The following is a 24,867-nucleotide window of genomic DNA, read 5'->3' as shown; positions in this document are numbered from 1 at the left end:
GTGGATAGGCTCGGTGGCACCCACGAGGACGTGGCCACCGCTCGTGCGGTGCCACCCGCGACGAAGGAGTGCCACCGCACCATGTCGACCGCCCCGGCCACCCACCGCGAGGAGATCCTCGCGCCGATCGCGGCAGCGTACGAGGAGCTGGCACCCGACGGCTGGGGGCGCGACTTCCTCGAGCGGTACTTCCGCCACACCCCCCTCGACGAGCTGACCTCGCGCACCCCCGACGTCTTCGCCGGGGTCGCCCACAGCCACCTGCGCCTGGCCCGGACCCGGCCTCCGGGCACCGCCAACGTCCGCGTCTACAACCCGAGCAGCGACACCGACGGCTGGTCCAACCCGCGCACCATCGTGCAGGTCGTCACCGACGACATGCCCTTCCTCGTCGACTCCGTCACCGGCGCCCTCGTCCAGGCCGGCATCGACATCCACCTCATCGTCCACCCGCAGCTCGTCGTCGTCCGCGACGCGGTCGGCGAGCTGACCTCGGTCGCCGACCGCGACATCACGAAGGGCTTCCGCAGCGGGGCCGTCGGCGAGCTCGCCGAGTCCTGGATGCTGCTCTCGATCGACCGCGAGAGCGACGAGGAGCGGCGTGCCGAGATCGAGCGCACCATCCGCGACGTGCTCGAGGACGTGCGGCAGTCGGTCGAGGACTGGCCGAAGATGCGCAGCCGCTGCCTCGTGCTCGCCGCCGAGCTCGAGGGCGGCCAGGCCGCCGGGGTCGACCCCGAGGAGGTCGCGCTCGCCGTCCGCTTCCTGCGCTGGATGGCCGACGACCACTTCACCTTCCTCGGCTACCGCGAGTACACGCTCGACGAGCGCGGCGGCGGCGAGGTCATCGCACCGGTCACCGGCACGGGTCTCGGTCTCCTGAGGGCCGATCCGCCGCTCGGCGCCGACCCGGACCTCCTCAGCCCCGAGGCGTCGCACATCGCGCACACCCGCGAGCTGCTCGTCCTCACGAAGGCCAACTCGAAGTCGACCGTCCACCGCGTCGCCCACCTCGACTACGTCGGCGTCAAGACGCTCGACGAGCGCGGCGAGGTCGTGGGGGAGCGCCGCTTCCTCGGCCTGTACGCGTCCACCGCGTACACCGAGTCGGTGATGCGCGTCCCGCTCGTCGCCGAGAAGGTCCAGGCGGTCATCGACCGCTCCGGGCTCGCGGCCGACAGCCACACCGGCAAGGACCTGCTCGAGGTCCTCGAGAACTACCCGCGCGACGAGCTCTTCCAGGCCGGGGTCGAGAACCTCTACGAGACGGCGCTCGCGGTCACGCAGCTGCAGGAGCGACGCCGGACCAAGCTCTTCATCCGCGAGGACGACTTCGGCCGCTACGCCTCGTGCCTCGTGTTCATCCCGCGCGACCGCTACAACACCGCCGTGCGCCTGCGGATGGCCGACATCCTCAAGGACACCTTCGGTGGCGTCGAGGTCGAGTTCTCGGCGCGGGTCAGCGAGTCCGCCCTCGCCCGACTGCAGTTCGTCGTCCGGGTCGCGAAGGGCCAGCGCATCCGCACCCTCGACCGCGCCGAGCGCGACGCGCTCGAGCAGCGCCTCGTCGAGACCAGCCGCACCTGGGCAGACCGCCTCGGCGACGCGCTCGTCACCAAGTACGGCGAGGAGGACGGCGACCGGCTGATGAGCCGCTTCGGCCGGGCGTTCCCCAACGCCTACGAGGAGTCGTTCTCGGTCGTCCAGGGCATCGCCGACATCAGCCACCTCGACCGGCTCGGCGCCGACCGTGGCACGAGCGTCGCGCTCTACCGGCCGCTCGGGGCGCCGGACGACATCCGCCGCTTCAAGCTCTTCCGCGTCGAGCCGCTGTCGCTCACCGACATCCTGCCGATCTTCACGCACATGGGCGTCGAGGTCGTCGATGAGCAGCCCTTCCAGGTCGAGCGCGGCGACGGCTCGTCCCTCCACGTGTACGACTTCGGCCTGCGCGTCCCCGACCACGAGATGTGGGACTCCTGCTCGCACGACCGGCTGCGCGACCTCTTCGAGGAGGCCGTCGCCGCCGTCTGGGACGGCCGGGCCGAGTCCGACGGCTTCAACAAGCTCGTCCTCGGCGCGCAGCTGACCTGGCGCCAGGTGGTCGTGCTGCGCACCGTGGCGAAGTACCTGCGCCAGACCCGGGCCACGTACTCGCAGGACTACCTCGAGGACGCGCTCGTCGCCCACCCCGGCATCGCGCGCGACCTCGTCGAGCTGTGGGAGACCCGCTTCGACCCCGACGCGTTCACCGCCGACGAGGTCGGGACGATGGCACGCGACGAGGCCGAGGAGGAGGTCGCCCGGCGCGTCACCGAGGCCCTCGACGACGTCTCGAGCCTCGACCACGACCGCATCGTCCGCGCCTTCCTCGGCGTCATCCGCGCCGGGCTGCGCACGAACTTCTACCAGCGCGGCCGCGACGGCTCCGACCATCACGGGTACGTGTCGGTCAAGCTCGACCCGCGCGCCGTGCCCGACCTGCCCGCTCCCCGACCGCAGTTCGAGATCTTCGTCTACAGCCCGCGGGTCGAGGGCGTGCACCTGCGCTTCGGCCCGGTCGCCCGCGGCGGCCTGCGCTGGTCGGACCGGCGCGAGGACTTCCGCACCGAGGTGCTGGGCCTGGTCAAGGCGCAGATGGTCAAGAACGCCGTCATCGTGCCGACCGGCTCCAAGGGCGGCTTCTACGCCAAGCAGCTGCCCGACCCCGCCGTCGACCGCGAGGCGTGGCTCGAGGAGGGCAAGGCGGCCTACCGCCTCTTCATCTCCGGCCTGCTCGACGTCACCGACAACCGCGTCGCCGGCGCCGCGGTCCCGCCCGAGCGGGTCGTGCGCCACGACGGCGACGACACCTACCTCGTCGTCGCGGCCGACAAGGGCACGGCGACCTTCTCCGACATCGCCAACGGCGTCGCGCAGTCGTACGGGTTCTGGCTCGACGACGCCTTCGCCTCCGGCGGCTCGGCCGGCTACGACCACAAGGCGATGGGCATCACCGCCCGCGGCGCGTGGGAGTCGGTCAAGCGGCACTTCCGCGAGATGGGGCACGACACCCAGACCGAGGACTTCACGGTCGTCGGCGTCGGCGACATGAGCGGCGACGTCTTCGGCAACGGGATGCTCCTGTCGGAGCACATCCGTCTCGTCGCGGCCTTCGACCACCGGCACGTCTTCGTCGACCCCAACCCCGACGCGGCCACCTCGTTCGCCGAGCGCCGGCGCCTGTTCGACCTGCCGCGCTCGTCGTGGGACGACTACGACCACACGCTCGTCTCCGAGGGCGGCGGCATCTTCCCGCGCACGCTCAAGTCGGTGCCGGTCTCGCCGCAGATGCGCGAGGCGCTCGGCCTCGCCGACGGCGTGCGGTCGATGACGCCGGCCGAGCTCATCCACGCGATCCTCCTCGCGCCGGTCGACCTGCTGTGGAACGGCGGCATCGGCACCTACGTCAAGGCCTCGACCGAGGACCACCTCGAGATCGGCGACCGCGCCAACGACGCGATCCGCGTCAACGGCGACGAGCTGCGGGTCAAGGTCGTCGGCGAGGGCGGCAACCTCGGTCTCTCGCAGCTGGGTCGGATCGAGGCGGCGTTCCACGGGGTGCGCGTCAACACCGACGCGATCGACAACTCCGCGGGCGTCGACACCTCCGACCACGAGGTGAACATCAAGATCCTCCTCGGCGAGGTCGTCCGCGACGGCGGGATGGACATCGCGCAGCGCAACGAGCTGCTCGCGTCGATGACGGACGACGTCGCCGATCACGTCCTGCGCGACAACTACGAGCAGAACGTCCTGCTCGGCAACGCCCGCGCGCAGGAGCACGGGATGGTCAGCGTCCACGAGCGGTTCATGCACTGGCTCGAGGACCGCGGGCTGCTGGACCGGGGGCTGGAGTTCCTCCCCGTCGACAGCGAGCTCGAGAAGCGGCAGAACGCCGGCCTCGGCCTCAAGAGCCCGGAGTTCTCGGTGCTCGTCGCCTACGCGAAGCTCGCGCTCAAGGAGGACATCCTCGCGAGCTCGATCCCCGACGACCCGTACTTCGAGGCGACGCTGGCGGAGTACTTCCCGCCGCCGATCCGCGAGCGCTTCTCGGGCCAGCTCGGCGAGCACCCGCTGCGCCGCGAGATCATCACGAACTCGGTCGTCAACTCGATGGTCAACCGCGGCGGCATCACCTTCGCCTACCGGGCGCAGGAGGAGGCCGGCGCGACGCCGGAGCAGGTGACGCGGGCCTTCGTCGTCGCGCGCGAGGTGTTCGGGCTGGCCGACTTCGTGCGGCGGGTCGAGGCGCTCGACAACGTCGTGCCGACCTCGGCGCAGACGGCGCTCTACCTCGAGTTCCGCCGGCTGCTCGACCGCACCGTGCGCTGGTTCCTCTCGGCGCGGCCCTCGCAGCTCGACATCGGCGCCGAGGTCGAGCGCTTCGCCGGCGTCGTCCAGGAGCTCGCGCCGACGGTGCCCGACCTCCTGCGCGGTGCCGAGCGGACCCGGTTGGACGAGAACGCCGCCCGCCTCCAGGAGGCCGGCGTGCCGGAGGACCTCGCGGTGCACGCGGCGTCGCTGCTCGACCAGTTCTCGCTGCTCGACATCACGGACATCGCCGCCGACACCGGCCGCGAGCCGACCGACGTCGCCCCGCTGTACTACCTCGTGTCCGAGAAGTTCGGCATCGACGGGATGCTCGGCAAGGTCACCCGCCTGCCGCGCGAGGACCGCTGGGACGCCCTGGCCCGTGGCGCGCTGCGCGACGACCTCTACGCCGTGCTCGAGTCGCTGACCCGCTCGGTCATCGAGACCTCGGGCACGACGGGTGTCGACGCGCACGACCCGGCGGCGCAGTACGCGGCGTGGCGTGAGGCCAACGGCGAGTCGGTCGACCGGGCGACGTCCGCGCTCGCGGGCATCGTGCGGCTCGAGCAGCCGAACATCGCGGCCCTCTCGGTCGCGCTGCGGACGCTGCGCTCCGTCATCCGGGTGGGCGCGTCGAGCTGACCGCGCGTGACCTAGGCTCGGCGGCGTGAGCACGCTCGCCGAGATGCTGCGGACGACGTCGGACCTCGAGCCGACGGAGTCCGAGTGGCTGCACCTCCTCGCGGGGGACTGGCAGCTCGTCGCCGACCTGTCGTTCGCCGACCTCGTCCTCTGGGTGCGCGGAGGTCTCGACGGCTGGCGGGCGGTCGCGCACGTGCGCCCGAACACCGGCCCGATGGTGTTCTACGACGACATCGTCGGGCGCGGCTCGACCCGCCAGCGGGCGGCGATGCTCGACAACGCCGCCCGCCAGCGCCGGATCGTCGCGGCGCCCGTGCCGACGGTCCGCGAGGACATGTCGATCCGCGAGGACGCCGTGCCGGTGCTGTGCGGCGAGCGGGTCATCGCGGTCGTCACGCGGCACACCAACCTCACCGGCGGGCGCACCCCGAGCCGCCTCGAGCTGACCTACCGCGACCTCGCGGACTCGATCCTGCGGATGGTCGCCACGGGCGAGTTCCCCTCGCCGTCGGCCCCGACCGGGCTGCGCCGCGGCGCCCCGCGGGTCGGCGACGGCGTCATCCACCTCGACCCCGACGGCGTCGTGCGCTACGCCAGCCCCAACGCGGTCTCGGCCGTGCACCGGATGGGCCACGTCGGCGACGTGATGGGCGAGACGCTCGCCAAGGTCGTCACCGACCTCGTCGCGGCGGGGGAGCGGGCGGTCGACGAGTCGCTGGCCGTCGTCGTCATGGGCCGCGCGTCCTGGCGCACCGAGGTCGAGACGGCGAGCGCGACGGTGACGATGCGCGCCATCCCGCTCACCCTCAACGGGGTGCGGACCGGCGCGATGATCCTCCTGCGCGACGTCTCGGAGCTGCGCCGGCGCGAGCAGGAGCTGCTGACCAAGGACGCGACGATCCGCGAGATCCATCACCGGGTCAAGAACAACCTCCAGACGGTGGCCGCGCTGCTGCGCCTCCAGGCGCGTCGGGTGCCCCAGGAGGACGCACGGGCCGCCCTCAACGAGGCGGTGCGCCGGGTGGCGGTCATCGCGACGGTGCACGAGACGCTGTCGTCGGGCTTCGACGAGACCGTGTCGTTCGACGAGATCGCCCTGCGCGGCCTGCGGGCGGTCGTCGAGGTCGCGGTGCGCGAGCACCACGTCGACAGCCGCTTCGAGGGCTCGTTCGGGCGGGTGCGCGCCGAGGACGCGACCGCGCTGGCGATGGTCATCTCCGAGCTCGTCCAGAACGCCATCGAGCACGGGCTCGAGGACCGCGACGGGTCGATCGTCGTCAAGGTCGACCGTCGGCCGGCCGACGGCGGCGACGAGCTGACCGTGTCGGTCACCGACGACGGCGCCGGCCTGCCCGCGGGCTTCCGGCCGGGGATGGCCGGGCTCGGCACGAAGATCGTCACCTCGTTCGTCCAGGACCTGCGCGGGCGCATCCGCTGGGAGAACACGCAGCCGCACGGGACGAAGGTGGAGTTCGTCGCAAAGCTGCGCCCGCTCGGCGGCCGCTGACTCGCGGCGCCGGGCGGGCGCAGGCGGTGGTGCTGGTGGGGGCTGTCGTCAGCCGGCGCGGCGGGCGCCGGTGTCGTGGGGGCGGTTGCGTCGCCCCTGCTCAGCCGGCGCGGCGGGCGCGGGCGTTGCGACGCTTGAGGGCGCGGCGCTCGTCCTCGGACATGCCGCCCCAGACGCCGGCGTCCTGGCCGGACTCGATCGCCCACTTGAGGCAGGTGTCGAGGACCTCGCACCGACGGCAGACAGCCTTGGCCTCCTCGATCTGAGCGATCGCCGGGCCGGTGTTCCCGATCGGGAAGAACAGCTCGGGGTCCTCGTCGAGGCAGGCAGCGCGGTCGCGCCAATCCATGGATGGAGCTCCTTGGTCGGGGTCACAGAAGTCGGTCGAGCACCGGCAGTGAGGGGTGGGCTGCAGGGTTCGTCATGCGGTGGGATGCGCCCTTGCAGCCCGGTGACGGACGTGTTTCGCACAGACGTCCGTGGCGTTACTCTACCGTGACGTACCCAATCGCGGCTAGGGGATACCCCCGGTCGTTCCGGGTGTCGGTGCTCACCACGGCTCAACGGGTGGACGGGGGCCACGTGTTCCCGAGGGGTGGGGTAGGACCACGCGACGCCCGAGCGTAGCGCTCGCCTAGGCTGCTGCGGTGCCTCCGCAACCGCCTTTCGACGCGGCCCCGGCGCCCACGCCCGGGCCCCGACGCGTCGCCGCCACCCTCTGTGGCGTGCAGTCGCTCGCGCTGCTCGGGTTCGCCGTGTTCTACGTCTACGAGCTCGCGATCGGCGAGGGCAGCGACGCCGGCCGGGTCGTGATGTCGGCCCTGCTCATCCTCCTCGGCGCCGTCGGCCTCGGGCTGCTCGCCAAGGGCTGGCTCGGCGAGCGCCGCTGGCCGAGGACGCCGACCGTCGTCTGGGACCTGCTGCTCCTGCCGGTCGGCGCGAGCATCCTCCAGGCCGGGCGCACCGGCCTCGGATGGGGCGTCCTGGCCCTCGCCCTGGCCACGCTCGGGGCGGCGCTGCTGGCGCGCGTGCCGGACGTGGAGTTCGACGACCCCGCCTGACGTCGTCCCCAGCGGACCGCGACCCAGTCGAAGGATGGTCGCCGCAGCACCGACCAAGTGGCCGCCTGGCCTTCTGCACCGACGGGCGGCACGTGGGATCAGGCGCTCCGGAGCGGCTGGATGAGGTCGAGCGCCTCGCCGAGGTGTTCCTTCTCGAGCTCGAGGTCGTACCGGGTCTGCAGGTTGAGCCAGAAGCGGTCGGTGGTGGCGAAGTAGCGAGCCAGGCGCAAGGCGGTGTCGGCGGTGATCCGGCGTTTGCCGTGGACGATCTCGTTGATCCGCCGCGGAGGGACGCCGATGGAGACCGCCAGCCGGTGCTGGGTGACCCCCAAGGGGGCGAGGAACTCGTCGAGGAGAACCTCTCCGGGGTGGATGGGCGCGATGGTCGCCATGGGTGCCTCCTTCGGGCTAGTGGTCGTCGACGATCTGGACCTCTTCGGGACCGGCGGGGGTCCACACGAAGCAGATGCGCCACTGCTGGTTGATGCGGATGCTGTGCTGACCCGCACGGTTGCCCTTGAGCGCTTCCAGCCGGTTGCCCGGTGGCACCGTGAGGTCGTCCAGGACCTCGGCCGCATCGAGCATGACGAGCTTGCGGAGCGCGACACGTTCGATGCGGGGATCCAGCGTCCTGGTGTGCTGTCGTGCCCAGAGCCGTTCGGTGGGCGTGTCCCCGAACGACCTGATCACTGGACGAGCATAACGCCACGCGTTATGCGCTGACCAGCCGCGAACAGCGGCTCCGAAGGTCGATGGACGCGGCCGCCGGCGTGCTCGTCCCACGGCACGGCAGACGGCGCCGACGTCATGCTGCGCCCGTAGCCCCACCGCCGAGGGCGGACGCCGCGCCGTCGGTGTGCCACGGGTCGTCCGTGAGGACCTGCAGCGGGGTGGCCGCACCCTCGACGACGAGGAGGCCACGACCCGGCGGTCCTCCCGCGGCCCGGGCCAGTGCCGGCCGCGGTATCCCGACGAGGGCGGCGTCGTCGGCGGTCGGCTGCAGGAGCAACGCGGCGCCGCGCCGGGCCACGGAGACGTCGAGCCCGCGCAGCCGGCTCGCGAGCGCCCGGGTCGGTGACGAGACGACCATCGCACCTCCGTCCCGGTCGAGGAGCGACGCGATTTCCTCGAGCACCGGCAGCACGGGAGCGTCGTCGAAGAGGTGGGCGTCGTCCACGAGCACGAGCAGGTCGGTGCTCTCCCGCCGGAGCGCGACGAGCCGGTCGGTGTCCAGCGGCCCGAGCACGGGACACCGGTCTGCAGCGACCGAGGACGTCGTGGCCGACGGTCGGGGAGTCAGGAGCACGAGGGGCCGGCCACCGTCGGCGGCGGAGGTGGCGAGCACGCGCACGGCCGTCGTCCGGCCGGACCGGGCGCGGCCCGTCACGAGGAGTGACCGGCCGTGGTCCGACGGGCGCCAGGCGCAGGGGGCGGACTGGGGCCCCGCCACCCCGATGAGCAGCTCGTCCCGCCCCGGTGGGGCCGACCCCGGGGCGACGGTGCGGCGGTCCACCCGCGCCGGGAGCGGCCTGTAGGTCCACGGCGGTGTCGCCGGCGTGGAGGCGGCCGACCCGCCGCGGCCGACGGCGGCGACGTCGGCCGGTCCGGCGAGGAGGACCTGGACCTCGCGCCGATCGCTGACCCGGCATCCGCGGCCGGGGGGTACGTCGGCAACCGTCGGCGGTGTGGCCGGCAGGCCGAGGAGGGCGGCATCGAGCGGGTCGGGTCGGCCCAGCAGGAGGGTCTCGCCGCCGAGCGCCGCCCAGGTCGGACGCAGCAGCTCCCGTCCTCCGGTCAGCAGGCCGTGCACGTCCGTGTCGCGCACGAGGCGCAGCACGCGCTCGCCGCCGGTCGCCACCTGGCCGGGGTCGCCGTCGAGGCGGTCGACCCCGTCGACCACGAGCAGCGTGGCGGTCCGCGCGTCGGCTCTCGACGTCTGCTCCAGACGGGACAGGAGCGCGTCGACGCCCACGTGGTCCGTCGGGTCGACCACCGAGCCGACCTGCGGGAGGGAGGACAGGTCGTCGAGGCCGGGCGGCGCGATGATCTGGAGCTCGAGCGGCCCGGGGTGCGCTGCGCTGGCCGCGAGGACGATCGCACGCAGTGTCGCGCTCCGCCCGCTGCGTGACGGGCCGACGACACGCCAGGTCGGTGTGCCGGGCGACCAGGCCCAGGTGGAGCGACGCTGGCGGTCGGGCTCGTCGACGAGGGCCACCGTGCCGGGCAGGTGCTCGGCGACGGGGACGACGGCGGGCAGCGGCGGCACCCACGGACGGCGTGGCGGGGGCGTCCCGAGCGCCTCCGCTGCTCGCCGGACGACGTCGACCACGGCGCGGACCTCCGCATCACGCTCCGGCGCGGCTCCCGTCCCCGACGGGGAGGTGGCCGGCGCGCTGCGCACTCGCGCCGGGTCCGGGTGGCCGGATGCGGCTCGGACCCGGACGTGCCGCCGGAGCGTGTCGGCCGGGGCCACGAGGGCGGCCTGGAACGGGTGCAGGACGCCGTCACCGCCCCGGCGCACGCCGCGGCCGGGCCGGTCGGCCGGGATGGCCGCGGCGTCGCCGGACTCGACGACGAGGCAGGAGTCGGCCGAGTCGCGCAGGCGGAAGGCGATCCGCAGGCTCACGTTGGCCTGGATCTCGGCCCCCAGGCTCCCCGTCGGACGCTGGGTCGCCAGCACGAGGTGGATGCCGAGCGAGCGCCCCTGGGCCGCCAGGCGCACGAGGGTGCGGATCGCGTCAGGGTGCTCGTCGACGAGGGCGCGCACCTCGTCGACGACCACGACGAGCCGGGGGAGGGGTTCGCCCGTGGGTCGGCGGAGCCGGCGTGCCGTGTCGAGGTCCGAGGCGCCGAGGTCCGCGAGCACCTGCTCGCGGCGGCGCAGCTCGGCGGCGAGGGAGTCGAGCACCCGGTCGACGAGATGCGTGTCGAGGTCGGTGACGAGGCCGACCACGTGGGGCAGGTCCACACAGGGGCCGAACGCCGCCCCGCCCTTGAAGTCGACGAGCAGGAGGGTCACGTCGTCGGGGGCCGAGTCGAGGGCCAGGCCGGTCACGAGGGCGCGCAGCAGCTCGGACTTCCCCGACCCGGTGGTGCCGCCGACGAGGACGTGAGGTCCGTCCGTCCGCAGGTCGAGGCGCCACGGGCCGTGCTCGTCGACACCGATGGTGGCGGTCGGTCCCGCCGAGGTGGCCCAGCGACACAGCACGGTTCCGGGGTCGGTGCCGAGCCCGAGGAGGTCGCCGGTTCTCGCCGTCGCGGGCAGGTCGGCGCGGCCCGGCTCGACCTCGCGCAGCGGCGCCAGCGCGCGGACCACCCGCTCGAGCCACCCGTCGGAGGTCCCGTCGGCGATGAGCTCGGTGACCGTCTCCGCGTGCTCGAGGAGGTACCGCCCACCACCACGATGACGCAGCACCGCGCCGCCGACCGTCGGCGGGGGCCCGGCGCCACCGGAGAGGACGAGGCCTCCGTCGTCGAGGACGCGGGCGACGCGGGCGGTGGCACCGGGTGCCGTGACGTCCGGGACGACGAGCAGGCGCCGTCCGGGGCTCGCGGCGTGCGGGAGCAGCCACAGGGTCGTCCAGGCGGATGGCTCGCCCGGCTCGAGCACCTCGACCGACAGGGACCGCGGTGGCTGGTCGACGAGCACCTGTCCGACGAGGGACCGCACCACGGCTGCGCCGACCTCGGGGGGAGCCTGCACGTGCAGCGACCCGACCCGACCGAGGTCGAGCGCCACCGGGGCGTCCTGCAGGAGGGGATGGTGCGCCTCGCCCGCGTCGTCGACGACCGTCAGCTCGGCCGTGACCTGACCGAGCCCCAGCCGCAGCACCGGCCCGTCCACGCCGTGCCAGAGTCCGCCACCGCCCCGCTCCGCGGTGATCAGCACCTGGTGCGCGTCGGGGAGGCCGGTGAGGAGCCGGAGTCGCTCGGCCGCGACGGCCGCTGCGACGGTGTCGTGATGACGGGCGAGCGCGAGGGCGTGCTCGGCGAGGGCCCGGCGGTGACGTCGCCGGCCACCGAGCCGGTCACCGACGCCGGTGCTCAGCAGGACGACGGGTCCGAGCAGCGCGAACGCGAGAACCTGGGCGCCGAGGAAGAACGCCAGCCCGACGACGACCGGCACGGGAGCCAGGGCCGCCACCCAGGGCAGCCGGGCACGGACCGGTGGCGTGGGGGCACGTGGAGCGGTGACGGTCGGGGCGGTCCGCGGGGCGATGGGTGACGGGGACACCGGGACTCGTGCGGTCCCGTCGCCGGGATGGTCCCGCGGGGGCCCCGGCGCCGCCGCCCGCCGCAGCCGCAGGGTGGTGGCGCCGACGCGGACCTCGGAGGAGGTGTCGATCTCGGTGTCGCCCTCCAGCGGGGCGCCGTCCACGATCACGCCGTTGGTCGAGTGGTCGTCGCGCACGCGGACGCCGGAGTGGTCGGCCTCGATGCGGCAGTGAAGTCGGCTGAGGGAGGGGTCCGCCAGGCACAGGTCGGCGAGCTCGGAGCGCCCGACGCTGAGGCCGGGTGGACGTAACGGCACCGCGCGCCCGGCGTCGGGGCCCCCCACCGTCGTGAGGAGAAGCAGCGCCGGGGGTGTTGCCCTCGTGAGCCGGCCGTCGGCCGCGGGCGCCGGGCCTGCCACGGTGTCGGGGACCACCAGCGAGACGCCGTGCAGCAGGGGCGGTGTGCCGACCCGGGCGGACGCGGGCACCCGTTCCCCGTCGTGGAGGAGTCCGGGGACGGGGACGCCGAGGTGCTCCGCCAAAGCCTGCTGGAGGTCGCCTGCCGTCGCGGCGCCGCTCCACGCGACCACGACCCCGATCGCCTCGTGGCGTCGCGGCAGGTGCACGGTGGCGGTGAGCTCCATGTCCGGGACGCTAGACGTGTCCTCCGACCCGGCCGTCGAGTTTTCCACAGGGTGCGGAACGGGGGTCGCGCTCCGGGCCCGCGCGGTGCTTGGGTGTACCCCAGAGCACGGGCCGGGGGCGGTCCGCGGGAAAGGGGGTGGGCCGGAGATGGATGCCGTGCGTGCGCTCGAGACGGAGGTCCGTGAGCTGATCCGGCGCTCCAACCTCGACCCCCTCCGCGACGAGCCGGCGGTGCGTCGGCTCGTGCAGGACGCCGTGAACGACTACGACGAACGCTCCATGCACGGGGGGATGGCCGTCATCCCCGACCTGGCCGCCGCGTCGAGAGCGGTGTGGGACAGCGTCGTCGGGTTCGGTCCCCTGCAGCAGTACTTCGACGACCCGCAGGTGGAGGAGATCTGGGTCAACGAGCCGTCACGCGTGTTCGTCGCGCGGGACGGCGTCGCGGAGCTGACGACCACGCTCCTCACCGCCGACGAGGTCCGTGACCTCGTCGAGCGGATGCTCAAGTCGTCCGGACGCCGGGTCGACCTCAGCTCACCGTTCGTCGACGCCGTGCTGCCGGACGGTAGCCGGCTGCACGTGGTCATCCCCGACATCACGCGCGAGCACTGGTACGTCAACGTCCGCAAGTTCGTCGTCAAGGCGGACTCGATGGACGACCTCGTGCGGCTCGGGAGCCTCGGCGCACAGGCGGCGCGCTTCCTCGAGGCCGCCGTCACGGCCGGTCTCAACATCCTCGTGTCCGGCGGGACGCAGGCGGGCAACCCCACAAACTCCTAATGCCTCCTCAGCCGACGAGCGCGCCGCAGGGTACTGTCAGCGCAAAGTAGGAGAGGGGTGGATTCGGTTGGTTCGCAAGGTCGCGTCAGAGTTCTTGGCTATTTTTCTCGCTATCGCCTCCATCGTTGGTTTGTATCTCGCTGCCGATCAAATTGACCGAGTCTGGATCTTTTGGGTAACCGTGCCGGCGGCGGCCGCGATCACGTTTGCCCGCGTCTACGGTAAGAAGTTTTTCGATTGGGCTAACCGAATCAAGAATTACAATCGCCTGTTGAAAGAGGCGACGGACGAAAAAGTACGGGCGGATGATGCCGAGAGCCGCGTGCGCACATTGCAGAAGGAGGCTGAGGCTGCGCATGCCAAAGGTGTGGAGGAGGGTGCGCGCGCGCTCTATGGATCAATACTGGCTACCGCCTGCGCTCTTAAATTGCAGTCGGTGGTTGTGACGGAGAAAGGTTTGAGTCTGGTGGCGACTTGGGCTGGTCCTCCGAAGGGCCCCGCGAGTGTGGGATCCCGATATCAGGTGGAAGCAAAATCGAGCAACACGGTGTTCGGAACGGTTGAGGTTGTCGAGGTTGATAGAGAGGGTCGCACAGCTCAACTTGCGGTCATCTCGCGGGCAGTGCCGGATTTCTGGTCCAAGTTGGAGGAGCGCGCAACCCTAGACGATTCGCCACCGAACACAGCCAGGCTTACGGCGGCGCCAACTCCTATACAGGTGCCGGGCACCAGGCCTCACAAACGTTCCCAAGGACATGACCAGACATTGGTGGAGGAAGCATGATGGATGAAAGGCTGAGCGGCACCCCAGTTCGCATTATTCGGGCGAAGGTTGCCCAAATAACCAGCGACTACGATATCGCGATCAATGCAGGGAGCAATCAGGGGGTGACCAGAAACTCTCTTGCTCGACTTTTTCGAGATGTAGATATCAAAGACCCCGATACCAATGAACACCTAGGCTCCGTCCGCTATGTGCGCGTCATGTTGAAGGTGTCCAGCGTGGCCGACAAATACTCCATTGCGCGGCTGCATGATCCCGAGGCTGCCCCGGCGTGGGGTGCCCCTCCGGAAAAGAAGCGTTTCACTGATGACGAGTTCGCCGATGAGATCGATTTCGTCTTCATTAACCGTGGGGAAGCGTGTGAGATCGTCGTGCGGACGGATGGCAAGGAGGAGCCGCCGTTCTGACGTGAAGTGCGCGGCGCAGCCGCGCACTTGACTTGAACTAGCAACACAACTCGTTCCCGGGACCACAGGGAGGCTGGCGACCCATAGCGGCTGTCGTTGAGCGGCGGTGGAGCCTGTCAAGGGCGCGCAGCGGCGTAGCGGACCCTTGACGGGCGGGGGAGCCGTCAGAGACTGGCGCGGCGGGTCGGCGGCCGCAAAGGTGAGCCGAACGGCTGAGGTGACACGTGTGTAGTTCCCGTGCTCTGATGTGTGTGCGGCGCCTCTGACCGGGGGCGAACTAACTACTACACATGAATTCCCCAGCCGCGGGGTGCAAAGCGAGTCACAACCGGACGCATACGCAGACGTCCACGACACGAACTCGCAGGGTGACGGGAGCACGGCAGCAGGCCCATCCGCAGGGGTCTGAGGTCGCCCGTGATGACGACAAACGAGACCGGTCGAGCCCATGGCTCCCGGTCTTTCGCATGTCCTGGGGGCTTCGCCTTCGTCTTGTGGAGCGATTTGTCGTGTCGTCGTCATTGCTGCGTGAGCCACCGACCTTCAAGGGGTGGCAGTTGTCCTTGTGTGCTGCGGCGGGGGAGGCGGGGGGCTCTTTCGTGTCCTCGCGTCCGCGTCCGCCGGGTGTGCGGGTTGGTCCGGCTGCGGACCCTGAGCGGGCGCGGGAGGAGGCGGGGCGGCGTGCTCGCTCGCGGATGCGCCGCTACTGCGCCGCGAACCGGTTGAACCGGTTGGGGACGCTGACGTATGCGGGGGCTGGGGTGCATGACCCTCGGCAGGCGCGGGCGGACGTGGGGGTGTTCTTCCGGAGGCTGCGTGCGGAGACCGGTGGGAAGCCGTTCCCGTATGTGTGGGTGCCGGAGTGGCACAAGTCCGGCCACGGGCTGCACCTGCACTTCGCTGTGGGTGACTTCATCGCTCGGGGCAAGATCGACCGTGCCTGGGGTCGCGGCTTCGTCCACATCAAACTGCTGGGGGACCTGCCGGTCGGGTCGGGCTCGTTCGCGCAGTCGCGCAAGGCGGCGGGCTACCTGTCGAAGTACGTGGGCAAGTCCTTCGATGACGACGCGGCCGGGGTGAAGCGACCCAAGGGGCTGCACCGGTTCGACGTCGCGCAGGGATACACGCCCAAGCGGGTGCTGCTGCAGGGTGCCTCGCGGGATGAGGTGCTCGAGGCGGCGGCCGGTGCGATGGGTGGCCCCCCGGATGTGTTCTGGTCCTCGGATGAGGCCGAGGGGTGGCAGGGCCCTCCGACGGTGTGGGTCCAGTGGCGCGGCTAGAGCGGGAGGCGCTGGCGGCGTGGGTGGCTGCCACGTGTGAGGCCTCGGGGGTGCCGGTGTTCGTGTCCGATCCCGTCGTGCTGCGTCAGGTGGCCTCGTTGTCGGCGGAAGCGGGAGGGGAGGGGCCCAAGCGCGGCAGCGCGGCCGCTCCCCACCCGCTGCGCTTACACGCGCCAGGTGATGCCCACCCGGGCCGGGTCGATGGTCCGCACTCCTGGGGTGCCGGGGTGGATGGTGATGTGGCTGATGAGGGCGCGCACGATGGGGACCTGTCGGCTGAGGTTGGTCTGCGGCCACTCACGGCGTAGGGCGCTGGCGTTGCCGATGTGGCCGGCCAACGCGGTCGAGCCGGCTTGGCTGGCCTGCCGGGCACGGTTGGCCTTCAGCCGGGCGTCGATGGCGGTGCGGGCGGTGACCCACTCCGGGCCGGTGATGGCCTTGGCGGCGTAGAGCCCGGCGAGTTCTTCCAGCTGCGCCGCGTCGGCGGCGATGGACTCCGACAGGGCGGCGCTGTTCTCGTCCTTCCGCTGCTGGCCGTCGATGGCTGCCGCGAGTTCGGGGGTGTCGAGCCGGTAGAGCACGGCCTCGGCCACCAGTTCTTCGACGCTGGCGCTGATCATCGTCCCGCCGCAGCCTCCGAAGTCCGGTCCGGTCCTGCACATGTAGCGGCGGCGGTCCCGGCTGCGGCCGGTGACCATCTTGGAGCCACACTTGCCGCAGCGCAGCAGCCCGGACAGCAGGTAGGCGCGGGCGCTGCGGTTGGTGCGTCGTGCCGGGTCCTTCAACAGAGCGACGATGCGGGCGTGGTCTTCCTCGGTGATGATCGCTGGCCACGCGGCCTTGCCGATGACCTGACCTTGGTGCTCGCGCAGCCCGGCGATCCGGGGGGATAGCAGCAGGTTGCGGACCGTGGTGGTGCGCCACTCCTTGCCGGTGACGGTGTGAATGTCGCTGTCCTGCAGCCACCGCACGAGGCTGACCAACGGCTCACCGGCCAACAGGCGGGAGGCGAGGGTGCGGATGGTGGCCGCTTCGGCCTCGTCCAGGTGTAGCCGGTCGGGGGTGAACCCGAACGGGCGCATCCCGCCACCGGAGGGCAGGCCGCGCTCGGCGAGTTCCCGCTGCTTGCGTTTCGTGCGCCGGGACTTCGCATCCGACTCGTTCGCGGCGACCGCTGCCATGAGCCGTGCCACGAGCAGGCCGTCACCGCTGCCCAGGTCGAACTCGCCGTGCAGCGTCACAACGTCCTTGACCCCGGCCCGGGTGCAGGTGTCGGCGAACTCCTCCAACTCAATCGGTCTGCGGTGCAACCGATCCATGTGCCAAACCACGACCGCGTCAACGTCCCCGGCTCGGATCGCGTCGAGCATCGCCCGGTACTGCGGACGGACCTTCCCGCTGTACGCGGACGTGTCATCGTCGACGTACTCCACCGGCGCGGGCCATCCGCGGCGCTCCGCTTCGGCGCGGCAGTCGGCCAGTTGGCGCTGCGTGCCAAGACCCTCACCGCCCCGGTCCTGAGAGATGCGGGCGTAGATCGCGGGGGTTGCGGGCATGGGGGCAGACTAACGACTAGTCGGCAAGACCACCCTCCTCAACTGCCTGGCGTCCGCGGTGCCCGCGCGCGAACGCGTCGTCACCTGCGAGGAGGTCTTCGAGCTGCGCATCCCGCACCGCGACGTCGCGGCGATGCAGTGCCGCCAACCGTCGCTCGAGGGGACGGGGGAGGTCCCTCTGCGACGGCTGGTCAAGGAGGCGCTGCGCATGCGGCCGTCCCGGATCATCGTCGGTGAGGTGCGCCAGGCCGAGAGCCTCGACCTGCTGATCGCCCTCAACTCGGGCCTGCCGGGCATGTGCACGATCCACGCCAACAGCGCTCGCGAGGCGGTGACGAAGATGTGCACCCTGCCGCTGCTCGCCGGTGAGAACGTCTCGGCTCGCTTCGTCGTCCCGACCGTCGCCTCGTCCATCGACCTCGTCGTGCACGCCGCCCTCGAGCGGGACGGGCGCCGCACCGTCCGCGAGATCGTGGCCGTGCCGGGTCGCGCGGAGGAGGACGTCGTCGAGATCGCCGAGCTCTTCGTGCGTCGCGGAGGGGAGCTGGTGCGGGCCGACGGGTTCCCGCCCCACGAGGAGCGGTTCGAGCGAGCGGGCCACGACCTCGCGGCGCTGCTGGCGCGGGGCCCGTCGTGAGCGGGCTGCTCCCGGGGCTGGCCTTCGGCGTCGGTGCCTTCCTCGTCTGGTGGAGCTGCTGGGTGCCCGAGCCGGGCGAGCGCCGCCGGGGCCACCTCGCCGGTCCGGTCGAGGTGCTGCGCGACGAGGTCGTGCAGGCGGGGTTTCGCGGCCTCGGCGTCCGGACGCTCCTCGGCTCGTGCGTCGTCGCGTTCGTCCTCGTCCTGGCGCTCGGATGGTTCGTCATCGGGGTGCTGCCGATCGCCGTCTGCTTCGCGGCGATGGCGGGAGCGCTGCCGCTTCTGGTGGTCCGGCGTCGGGCCCGGAAGCGCCGCGCGGTGCTGCGCGACCTCTGGCCCGAGGCGGTCGACAACATCGTGTCGGCCGTCCGCGCCGGGATGGCCCTGCCCGAGGCACTGGCCCAGCTCGGCGACCGCGGTCCGGAGGAGCTGCGCGAGCCGTTCCGGCGCTTCGCCGAGGACTACCGGCTCACCGGTCGCTTCTCCGACTGCCTCGACCGCCTCAAGGAGCAGTTGAGCGACCCCGTCGGCGACCGACTCGTCGAGAGCCTGCGCATCGCGCGCGAGGTGGGCGGGAACGACCTCGGACGGCTGCTGCGCACGCTCTCCGGCTTCCTGCGCGAGGACGCCCGCACCCGGGCCGAGCTCGAGACACGGCAGTCGTGGACGGTCAACGCGGCCCGCCTCGCCGTGGCCGCGCCCTGGGCCGTCCTCGCGATGATGTCCACGCGCCCGGAGTCCGTCCAGGCGTACTCGACGAGCCTCGGGGCGGCGGTGCTGGCTGTCGGCGCGCTCGTCACGGCGGTGGCCTACTGGGTGATGATGCGCATCGGGCGGCTGCCCGAGGACCAGCGGGTCCTGCGGTGAGCGACCTGGCCCGCATCGGTGCCCTGCTCGGTCTCGTGGCCGGCGTGGGGCTCCTGGTCGTGTGGTTCCGCCTGCCGCGCAACCGCCGTCGTGGGCTCGCGGACCGGGTGCTGCCCTACCTCCGCGACACACCGCGGCCGTCGCGGCTCCTCGACGACCGTGCGACCGGCGGGGTGCTCACCTCGGTCGCCGCGCCCGTGCTCCGCGACCTGGGTCGGGGCGTCGAGCGGGTGCTCGGGGGTGCGTCCTCCGTCAGCAACCGTCAGCTGCGGGCGGGAGGGACCGCCGACGTCGACCGCTTCCGGGCGGAGCAGGTGCTGTGGGGGATCGGGGCGGCGGTCGTCACCGCGACCACCGGCACGCTCGTGGTCCTCGCGCGCGGCGGCTCGGTGCTCACCGTCGTCCTCCTCACCGGGATCGGTGTCGGCCTCGGGGTGACCGGCGCCGACTACCTCCTGACCGTGCGCGCCGTGCGTCGAGAGCGCCGCATGCTCGCCGAGTTCCCGACCGTCGCCGAGCTGCTCGCGCTGGCCGTCGGGGCCGGCGAGGGTGCGGTCGGCGCCCTCGAGCGGGTCTGCCGGCTCTCCCAGGGCGAGCTGGCGGCGGAGCTGCGACGGTGCCTCGCCGACGCGCGCGCCGGGGCGAACCTCCCGACTGCGCTGCAGGGGCTGGCCGACCGGACCGGCCTGCCGAGCCTGCGGCGCTTCGTCGACGGGGTGGTGGTCGCGGTCCAGCGTGGGACGCCCCTGGCCGACGTGCTCCGGGCGCAGGCCCAGGACGTCCGGGAGGAGGGGCGCCGGGCACTGATGGAGGCGGGGGGCAAGAAGGAGATCGCGATGATGGTCCCGGTCGTGTTCCTCATCCTGCCCGTGACCGTGATGTTCCTCGTCTTCCCCGGTTACACCTTCTTCCGCTTCACGATCTGACCGATGAGAGAGGACGACCATGAGAACCACCCACCTCGCCGCCCGCCTGCAGGGCGTCGCCTTCCGTGCGCTGAACCGGGCCGAGCGACGGGCCGAACGAGGTGACGTCCCCGGCTGGGTGCTCATCACCCTCATGACCGCGGGTCTCGTCACGGTGCTCTGGGCCGTGGCGCGGGAGCAGCTCGTGAACCTGTTCCGCAACGCGCTGTCCTCGGTGACCGGCTGACCGGCGCGCCGTGTCCGGGCCTCGCCGGTCGGAGCGCGGAGCAGCAGCCGTCGACTTCGTGATGGTCTCCGTCCTGCTCACGACGATCTTCCTCGCCCTGCTCCAGCTGGGGCTGGTGCTCCACGTCCGCAACGTGCTGATCTCCTGCGCCTCGGAGGGGGCCCGGGCCGGTGCGCGGGCCGATGCCGTCCCCGGAGAGGCCGTGCTCCGTACCCGTTCGCTCGTCGGTGCCTCGCTCTCGCCGCGGTACGCGCGGTGGGTGAGCGCACGCGAGTCCACGGTCTCGGGGGTGCGTGTGGTCGAGGTCGAGGTCGTGGCACCGCTGCCGGTGCTGGGGCTGCTCGGGCCGGAGGGCCGCCTCGACGTCGTCGGCCGGGCGTTCCGGGAGGACCAGTGAGCCGCCCGCGTCGTGCGCCGGCCGCACGGCGACGCCCCGAGGGCAGGGTGATGCGTCGCGAGTCCGGCAGCGCCGTCGTCGAGTTCGTCATGCTCGGAGTGCTCCTGCTCCTACCGCTCGTGTACCTGGTCTTCGCCCTCGGGCGGGTCCAGGCAGGGGCCTTCACCGTGAGCCAGGCCGCTCGCGAGGCCGGACGCGCCTACGTGACGGCCGATGCGGGGGAGGACGCCACGAGCCGGGCACGAGCCGCCGCGCGGATCTCCTTCCTGGACCAGCGCTTCGAGGACACCGGGACGCTGACGATCGCGTGCGACGGCTCCCCGTGCCTCCGGCCGGACGGTCGTGTCGAGACGACGGCCACGGTGCGGGTCCCGCTGCCGCTCGTGCCGGCCTTCCTCGAGGACGCCCTGCCCCTCAGCGTCCCGGTCACCGCCTCGCAGGTCTCGACCGTCGACCGCTTCCGGGTGCTGCCGTGACGGCGCGCGACCCCTTCGTCCGCGACGAGCACGGGACCATCACGGTGTACCTCCTCGGGCTCGTCCTCGTCGCGATGACCCTCGTCGCCGGGACCGTCGCGGTGACCTCGGCGCACCTGGCGCGGGTGCGGATGCTCGATGCGGCGGACGGCGCCTCCCTCGCCGCGGCGGGGGCCCTCGACGAGGGGGCCTACCGTGAGGGTGTCGGTGACTCCGTACCGCTCGCGACCTCCTCGGTGCGCGCGCGGGCCGCGTCCTACCTCGGCTCCGTCGAGCGTCCGACCGGAGTCCTCGACTGGCGGCTCGGACCCGCGACCGGCAGCCCGGACGGGCGCACCGCCGTCGTCGACCTCAGCGGTGAGGCCGAGCTGCCGCTGGTCGGTGGCGTGCTGCGAGAGCTCGGCGTCAGCATCACCGTCCACGTCACCTCGCGCGCCCGCTCCGACCTGCTGGCTCACTGACCGAGAGTCCCTGTCGCCGGCGGGTCGACGGGCGTAGCGTCGGTGACGTGCCCGATCTCCCCGCCCGGTTGCGCGGCCGATGGTGCATCCGCTCGACCGACAGCTTCCTGTCCATCGGCTCGCGCGGCAGCATCCTGTCCGTCGGCAGCGTCGGCTCCGTGCTGAGCATCGCGAGCGTCGGGTCGTTCGCGTCCGTGCTCAGCCTCGGCTCCTCGATGAGCCTCGCGTCGGCGTTCTCGAGCATGTCGATGTTCTCGGCCCTCTCCGAGCGCAGCGACCGCAGCCTGCTCTCCAGCCGCAGCCGGCGCAGCCTCCTGTCCGACGGCAGCAGCGACGCGGTCCGCGGCCACCTCGAGGCCGGCGACCGCCACCACCTGCTGCCGCTCGACTGACATCGGGCGCGACGCAGCGGGGCGGCCGGGCCCTGCTCCCGACCACCCCGCCCGTCCACGACGCCGGCGCCCCTGCGCACCGATGCGGTGGACCACGTCGAACGCCTGTGTCCCCGTTCCGCGGACCCTGCGAGCGGCCGACCGGCGAGCCCCTGCTGCCCGCCGTCGAGGGGAAGGAGACACGCCCCCGCGCCCTGATACATCCGCAGAAGAGTTCTTTCCGGTCCGCCTCCACCCCACTGATTGCGAGTTCCGCCGCCGGACACGCCGTTCGCGGGCGTGTCGACCGGCGGAACTCGCAAGAAGTCGGGAAAGGCCCGGGTGGGGGCAGGGTGGGCGGGGGATCGGGGAAGGGGGAGGGTCAGTCGTCGGTGGTGGCTCGGAGGGCGGCGCTCGCCTCGTCGATGATCGCCGCCATCGCCGCGGACGCGGCCACCGCGTCCCCGGCCCCGATGGCCTGCGCCACCTCGGAGTGCAGCCGGATGGCCTCGGGGTTGGGGCGGGCGGGCATGAGGTCGTGGTGGGTGCGGCCGGCGAGGACCTCGTCGACGACCCCGGAGAGGGCCGCGAGCATCTCGTTGCCGGAGGCCTCGAGCAGCGCCCGGTGGAACTGCTGATCCGCCGCGAGGTAGGCGACGAGGTCCTGGGCCTTGGCCTGCACCTGCATCTCCATGACGGCGGCGGCCATCCGGGCGCACTGCTCGCCGGTCGCGCGCGCGGCGGCCAGTGCCGCGGCCACCGGCTCGATCCCGCGCCGCAGCTCGCCGAGCGAGAGCAGCTGCTCCTCGCGACCCGGGCCGTCCAGGCGCCAGCGGATGACGGTGGGGTCGAAGACGTTCCACGCCGAGCGCGGCTGCACGAGCACACCGACCCGCCGCCGGGTCTCGACCAGGCCCATCGCCGACAGCACCCGCACCGCCTCGCGCACGACCGAGCGCGAGACACCGAAGCGCTCGTCGAGCCGGTCGATGCGCAGCACCGAGCCCTCCGGCGCCGCCCCCGACACGATCTCGGCGCCGAGGGCGTCGAGCACCCCGGCGTGCAGGCCCGGCGTGGGCGGGCGGCGGCCCGGGTCGGACCGGGGAGGCGTGGCCATGCGGCAAGGGTGCCAGACGCCGATGTATGCGCCTGCCCGACGTGACTGATGAGACTTTCTCAGGCTCAGGGGTTGATAAAGCAGACTTAAAGGCGCATGCTGTGCGACGACCCGCCCTCGGCGTCGAGGGCCCGCCGACACAGGAGTCGCGCAGCATGACCACCACCAGCCCGTCCCCCCTCGTCGTCGTGATGGGGGTGTCCGGATCCGGCAAGACGACCGTGGGTGCTGCGCTCGCCCAGCGGCTCCGGGTGCCCTTCGCGGACGCCGACGACTTCCACCCGCCGGAGAACGTCGCGAAGATGTCCGCCGGCGTCCCCCTCACCGACGACGACCGCGAGCCCTGGCTGCGGACCATCGCCGCCTGGCTCGACGCGCACGCAGAGGCCGGGGGAGTCGTCTCCTGCTCGGCCCTGAAGCGCTCCTACCGCGACCTGCTCCGCGAGCAGGCGACGCAGACCTTCTTCCTCCACCTCCACGGCGACCGCGACGTCATCGCCGCGCGGATGGCCGGCCGCCCCGGTCACTTCATGCCGGCGGCCCTCGTCGACAGCCAGTTCGCGACGCTCGAGCCCCTCCAGGCCGACGAGCTCGGCACCGCGCTCGACGTCAGCGCCCCCGTCGACGACCTCGTCGAGCAGTCCCTCCAGATCCTCGCCCCGAAGGACGGTTCCCTCCGATGACGACCACCGACCTCCACGGGCTGCTGTTCCCGGCCCTCACCGCCGCCGACGGCGCGACACAGAGCATCCCCGCGAGCCGGCTCATCCCCGCCGCGCTGCTCGGCATCGCCGTCATCGTCGTGCTCATCACCCGCTTCAAGCTCCACCCCTTCCTCGGCCTGACCCTCGGCTCGCTGACCGTCGGCGCCGTCGCCGGGGTCGCGATGGGCGACGTCGTCGACTCCTTCACCAAGGGCTTCGGCTCCACTGCGGCGGGCGTCGGCACGCTCATCGCCCTCGGCGCGATGTTCGGCAAGCTGCTCGCCGACTCCGGCGGCGCCGACGAGATCGTCGACACCCTCATCGGCCGCTCCTCCGAGCGCACCCTCCCGTGGGCGATGGCCGCGGTCGGCGCGATCATCGGCCTGCCGATGTTCTTCGAGATCGGCCTCGTGCTCCTCATGCCGGTCATCTACCTCGTCGCCCGCCGCGCCCAGGTCTCAGTGGTCCGCGTCGGCATCCCCGCCCTCGCCGGCCTCTCCGCGATGCACGGCCTCGTGCCGCCGCACCCCGGCCCGCTCGTCGCCATCGACGCCCTCAAGGCCAACCTCGGCCTCACCCTGATGTTCGGCGTCATCGTCGCCATCCCGACGATCGCCGTCTCCGGGCCGCTGTTCGCCAAGCTCGCCGGCCGCTGGGTCGACGTGCCCCCGCCCGCCATGTTCGGCACCGGCGACGACGACGAGCGCGGCTCCCGCGAGCGCCGGCCCTCCTTCGGCCTGACGATGTTCGCCGTCCTCACCCCCGTCGTCCTCATGATGGGCAAGGCGCTCGCCGACATCTTCAGCAGCGAGGGCACCGCCCTGCGCTCCGCCCTCGACTTCATCGGCACCCCGGTCATCGCGCTCCTCATCGCCGTCCTCGTCGGGATGGCCACCCTCGGCCGCGGCGCCGGCATGGGCATGAAGGAGATCAGCACGAGCCTCGAGGGCTCGCTGCCCCCGATCGCCGGCATCATCCTCATCGTCGCCGCCGGTGGTGGCTTCAAGCAGACCCTCGTCGACACCGGCATCGGTGAGCTCGTCGCCGACTGGGTGCGCAGCAGCGGCATCTCGGTCCTGCTCCTGGCCTGGGTGGTCGCGGTCCTCATCCGCCTCGCGACCGGCTCCGCCACCGTCGCCACGGTCACCGCGTCGGGCATCCTCGCCCCGCTGGCCACCGGGCTGCCGGCAGCGCAGGTGTCGCTGCTCGTGCTCGCGATCGGCGCCGGCTCGGTGTTCTTCAGCCACGTCAACGACGCCGGCTTCTGGCTCGTCAAGGAGTACTTCGGCCTCTCGGTCGGCCAGACGTTCAAGTCGTGGTCGGCGATGGAGACGCTGCTCTCGGTCACCGGTCTCGTCGTCGTGCTCCTCCTGGGGCTCGTCGTCTGACCGACGCACCACCGCCACCCGACACGGCCCGCACCCCACCGGTGCGGGCCGTGCCGTGCGTCCGGT

The 24,867-nt window shown here is 72.3% G+C and carries 21 protein-coding genes and 2 pseudogenes; 17 read left to right on the top strand and 6 right to left on the bottom strand.

Annotation, left to right across the window (positions count from 1 at the left end; genetic code table 11):
- The first annotated feature begins 81 nt into the window (after nucleotides 1-81).
- A complete protein-coding gene (locus tag KMZ30_RS09855; protein ID WP_215512755.1) occupies nucleotides 82-4,995 on the top strand; it encodes an NAD-glutamate dehydrogenase in 4,914 nt (1,637 codons plus the stop codon).
- 25 nt (nucleotides 4,996-5,020) lie between these two features.
- Nucleotides 5,021-6,502, top strand: a complete 1,482-nt coding sequence (locus KMZ30_RS09850; protein ID WP_215512754.1) for a sensor histidine kinase — start codon at nucleotides 5,021-5,023, stop codon at nucleotides 6,500-6,502.
- Between the two features lie 100 nt (nucleotides 6,503-6,602).
- Here the strand turns inward: KMZ30_RS09850 and KMZ30_RS09845 are convergent, their stop codons facing one another.
- Nucleotides 6,603-6,851 (bottom strand): WhiB family transcriptional regulator, encoded by a 249-nt coding sequence (locus KMZ30_RS09845; RefSeq protein ID WP_030527568.1) that lies wholly within the window; start codon nucleotides 6,849-6,851, stop codon nucleotides 6,603-6,605.
- Between the two features lie 376 nt (nucleotides 6,852-7,227).
- Between KMZ30_RS09845 and KMZ30_RS09840 the strand changes: the two genes are divergently transcribed.
- Nucleotides 7,228-7,563, top strand: coding sequence for a hypothetical protein (locus KMZ30_RS09840; protein WP_215512753.1), 336 nt, complete (start codon nucleotides 7,228-7,230; stop codon nucleotides 7,561-7,563).
- A 98-nt stretch (nucleotides 7,564-7,661) separates the two neighbouring features.
- Here the strand turns inward: KMZ30_RS09840 and KMZ30_RS09835 are convergent, their stop codons facing one another.
- The 3 genes from KMZ30_RS09835 to KMZ30_RS09825 all read right to left on the bottom strand — a co-directional run bounded on the left by KMZ30_RS09835 (nucleotide 7,662) and on the right by KMZ30_RS09825 (nucleotide 12,421).
- Entirely contained in the window at nucleotides 7,662-7,955 is a 294-nt protein-coding gene (locus KMZ30_RS09835; protein WP_215512752.1) for a HigA family addiction module antitoxin, read from the bottom strand.
- Between the two features lie 16 nt (nucleotides 7,956-7,971).
- Nucleotides 7,972-8,253 carry a type II toxin-antitoxin system RelE/ParE family toxin gene (locus KMZ30_RS09830; protein ID WP_215512751.1) on the bottom strand — a complete coding sequence of 94 codons (282 nt, stop codon included), beginning with the start codon at nucleotides 8,251-8,253 and terminating at the stop codon, nucleotides 7,972-7,974.
- A 115-nt stretch (nucleotides 8,254-8,368) separates the two neighbouring features.
- Nucleotides 8,369-12,421, bottom strand: a complete 4,053-nt coding sequence (locus KMZ30_RS09825) for an FtsK/SpoIIIE domain-containing protein (RefSeq protein WP_215512750.1) — start codon at nucleotides 12,419-12,421, stop codon at nucleotides 8,369-8,371.
- A 148-nt stretch (nucleotides 12,422-12,569) separates the two neighbouring features.
- On the opposite strand from KMZ30_RS09825, the pseudogene KMZ30_RS09820 reads away from it, so the two are divergent.
- The 4 genes and pseudogenes from KMZ30_RS09820 to KMZ30_RS22720 all read left to right on the top strand — a co-directional run.
- Nucleotides 12,570-13,196 (top strand): annotated as a pseudogene (locus KMZ30_RS09820) (ATPase, T2SS/T4P/T4SS family); the annotation flags it as partial.
- A 76-nt stretch (nucleotides 13,197-13,272) separates the two neighbouring features.
- The gene (locus tag KMZ30_RS09815) at nucleotides 13,273-13,989 is read left to right on the top strand and encodes a hypothetical protein (protein ID WP_215512748.1); all 717 of its coding nucleotides are present in this window, start codon (nucleotides 13,273-13,275) and stop codon (nucleotides 13,987-13,989) included.
- Nucleotides 13,989-14,396: a hypothetical protein gene (locus KMZ30_RS09810; protein ID WP_215512747.1), complete on the top strand. Its 408-nt coding sequence runs from the start codon at nucleotides 13,989-13,991 to the stop codon at nucleotides 14,394-14,396. The genes KMZ30_RS09815 and KMZ30_RS09810 overlap by 1 nt, the downstream gene beginning before the upstream one ends.
- A gap of 290 nt (nucleotides 14,397-14,686) precedes the next feature.
- Nucleotides 14,687-15,676 (top strand): rolling circle replication-associated protein, encoded by a 990-nt coding sequence (locus tag KMZ30_RS22720; RefSeq protein WP_443678500.1) that lies wholly within the window; start codon nucleotides 14,687-14,689, stop codon nucleotides 15,674-15,676.
- Between the two features lie 164 nt (nucleotides 15,677-15,840).
- On the opposite strand, the gene KMZ30_RS09800 is transcribed toward KMZ30_RS22720, so the two are convergent.
- Nucleotides 15,841-17,232 (bottom strand): recombinase family protein, encoded by a 1,392-nt coding sequence (locus tag KMZ30_RS09800; protein ID WP_215512746.1) that lies wholly within the window; start codon nucleotides 17,230-17,232, stop codon nucleotides 15,841-15,843.
- Nucleotides 17,233-17,254: 22 nt separating this feature from the next.
- Here KMZ30_RS09800 and KMZ30_RS09795 point away from each other — a divergent pair.
- The 8 genes and pseudogenes from KMZ30_RS09795 to KMZ30_RS09760 form a co-directional block, all read left to right on the top strand.
- Nucleotides 17,255-17,869 (top strand): annotated as a pseudogene (locus KMZ30_RS09795) (TadA family conjugal transfer-associated ATPase); the annotation flags it as partial.
- Nucleotides 17,866-18,735, top strand: a complete 870-nt coding sequence (locus KMZ30_RS09790) for a type II secretion system F family protein (protein ID WP_215512745.1) — start codon at nucleotides 17,866-17,868, stop codon at nucleotides 18,733-18,735. The pseudogene KMZ30_RS09795 and the gene KMZ30_RS09790, both read left to right, overlap by 4 nt.
- Nucleotides 18,732-19,661 carry a type II secretion system F family protein gene (locus tag KMZ30_RS09785; protein WP_215512744.1) on the top strand — a complete coding sequence of 310 codons (930 nt, stop codon included), beginning with the start codon at nucleotides 18,732-18,734 and terminating at the stop codon, nucleotides 19,659-19,661. Before KMZ30_RS09790 ends, KMZ30_RS09785 begins: the two co-directional genes overlap by 4 nt.
- Before the next feature lie 19 nt (nucleotides 19,662-19,680).
- Complete coding sequence (locus KMZ30_RS09780) at nucleotides 19,681-19,887, top strand: hypothetical protein (RefSeq protein ID WP_215512875.1); 207 nt, start codon at nucleotides 19,681-19,683, stop codon at nucleotides 19,885-19,887.
- Between the two features lie 10 nt (nucleotides 19,888-19,897).
- Nucleotides 19,898-20,284, top strand: a complete 387-nt coding sequence (locus tag KMZ30_RS09775; protein ID WP_308279716.1) for a TadE/TadG family type IV pilus assembly protein — start codon at nucleotides 19,898-19,900, stop codon at nucleotides 20,282-20,284.
- Between the two features lie 50 nt (nucleotides 20,285-20,334).
- Nucleotides 20,335-20,760, top strand: coding sequence for a TadE/TadG family type IV pilus assembly protein (locus tag KMZ30_RS09770; protein WP_215512743.1), 426 nt, complete (start codon nucleotides 20,335-20,337; stop codon nucleotides 20,758-20,760).
- Nucleotides 20,757-21,221 (top strand): pilus assembly protein TadG-related protein, encoded by a 465-nt coding sequence (locus KMZ30_RS09765; protein ID WP_215512742.1) that lies wholly within the window; start codon nucleotides 20,757-20,759, stop codon nucleotides 21,219-21,221. Before KMZ30_RS09770 ends, KMZ30_RS09765 begins: the two co-directional genes overlap by 4 nt.
- 47 nt (nucleotides 21,222-21,268) lie before the next feature.
- Nucleotides 21,269-21,613, top strand: a complete 345-nt coding sequence (locus KMZ30_RS09760) for a hypothetical protein (RefSeq protein ID WP_215512741.1) — start codon at nucleotides 21,269-21,271, stop codon at nucleotides 21,611-21,613.
- Nucleotides 21,614-21,974: 361 nt separating this feature from the next.
- Here KMZ30_RS09760 and KMZ30_RS09755 read toward each other — a convergent pair whose 3' ends face one another.
- Nucleotides 21,975-22,709: a FadR/GntR family transcriptional regulator gene (locus KMZ30_RS09755; RefSeq protein WP_215512740.1), complete on the bottom strand. Its 735-nt coding sequence runs from the start codon at nucleotides 22,707-22,709 to the stop codon at nucleotides 21,975-21,977.
- Between the two features lie 155 nt (nucleotides 22,710-22,864).
- Here KMZ30_RS09755 and KMZ30_RS09750 point away from each other — a divergent pair, with 155 nt between their 5' ends.
- The gene (locus KMZ30_RS09750; protein WP_207022725.1) at nucleotides 22,865-23,392 is read left to right on the top strand and encodes a gluconokinase; all 528 of its coding nucleotides are present in this window, start codon (nucleotides 22,865-22,867) and stop codon (nucleotides 23,390-23,392) included.
- Nucleotides 23,389-24,801 (top strand): GntP family permease, encoded by a 1,413-nt coding sequence (locus KMZ30_RS09745; RefSeq protein WP_215512739.1) that lies wholly within the window; start codon nucleotides 23,389-23,391, stop codon nucleotides 24,799-24,801. Before KMZ30_RS09750 ends, KMZ30_RS09745 begins: the two co-directional genes overlap by 4 nt.
- Nucleotides 24,802-24,867 lie beyond the last annotated feature (66 nt).

Origin of the sequence: Phycicoccus mangrovi, from assembly GCF_018729305.1 — a bacterium.
Taxonomy (GTDB): Bacteria; Actinomycetota; Actinomycetes; order Actinomycetales; family Dermatophilaceae; genus Phycicoccus; species Phycicoccus jejuensis.
Note: the sequence above shows the minus strand (reverse complement) of the source record. Positions and strands in the feature narration are given on the sequence as shown.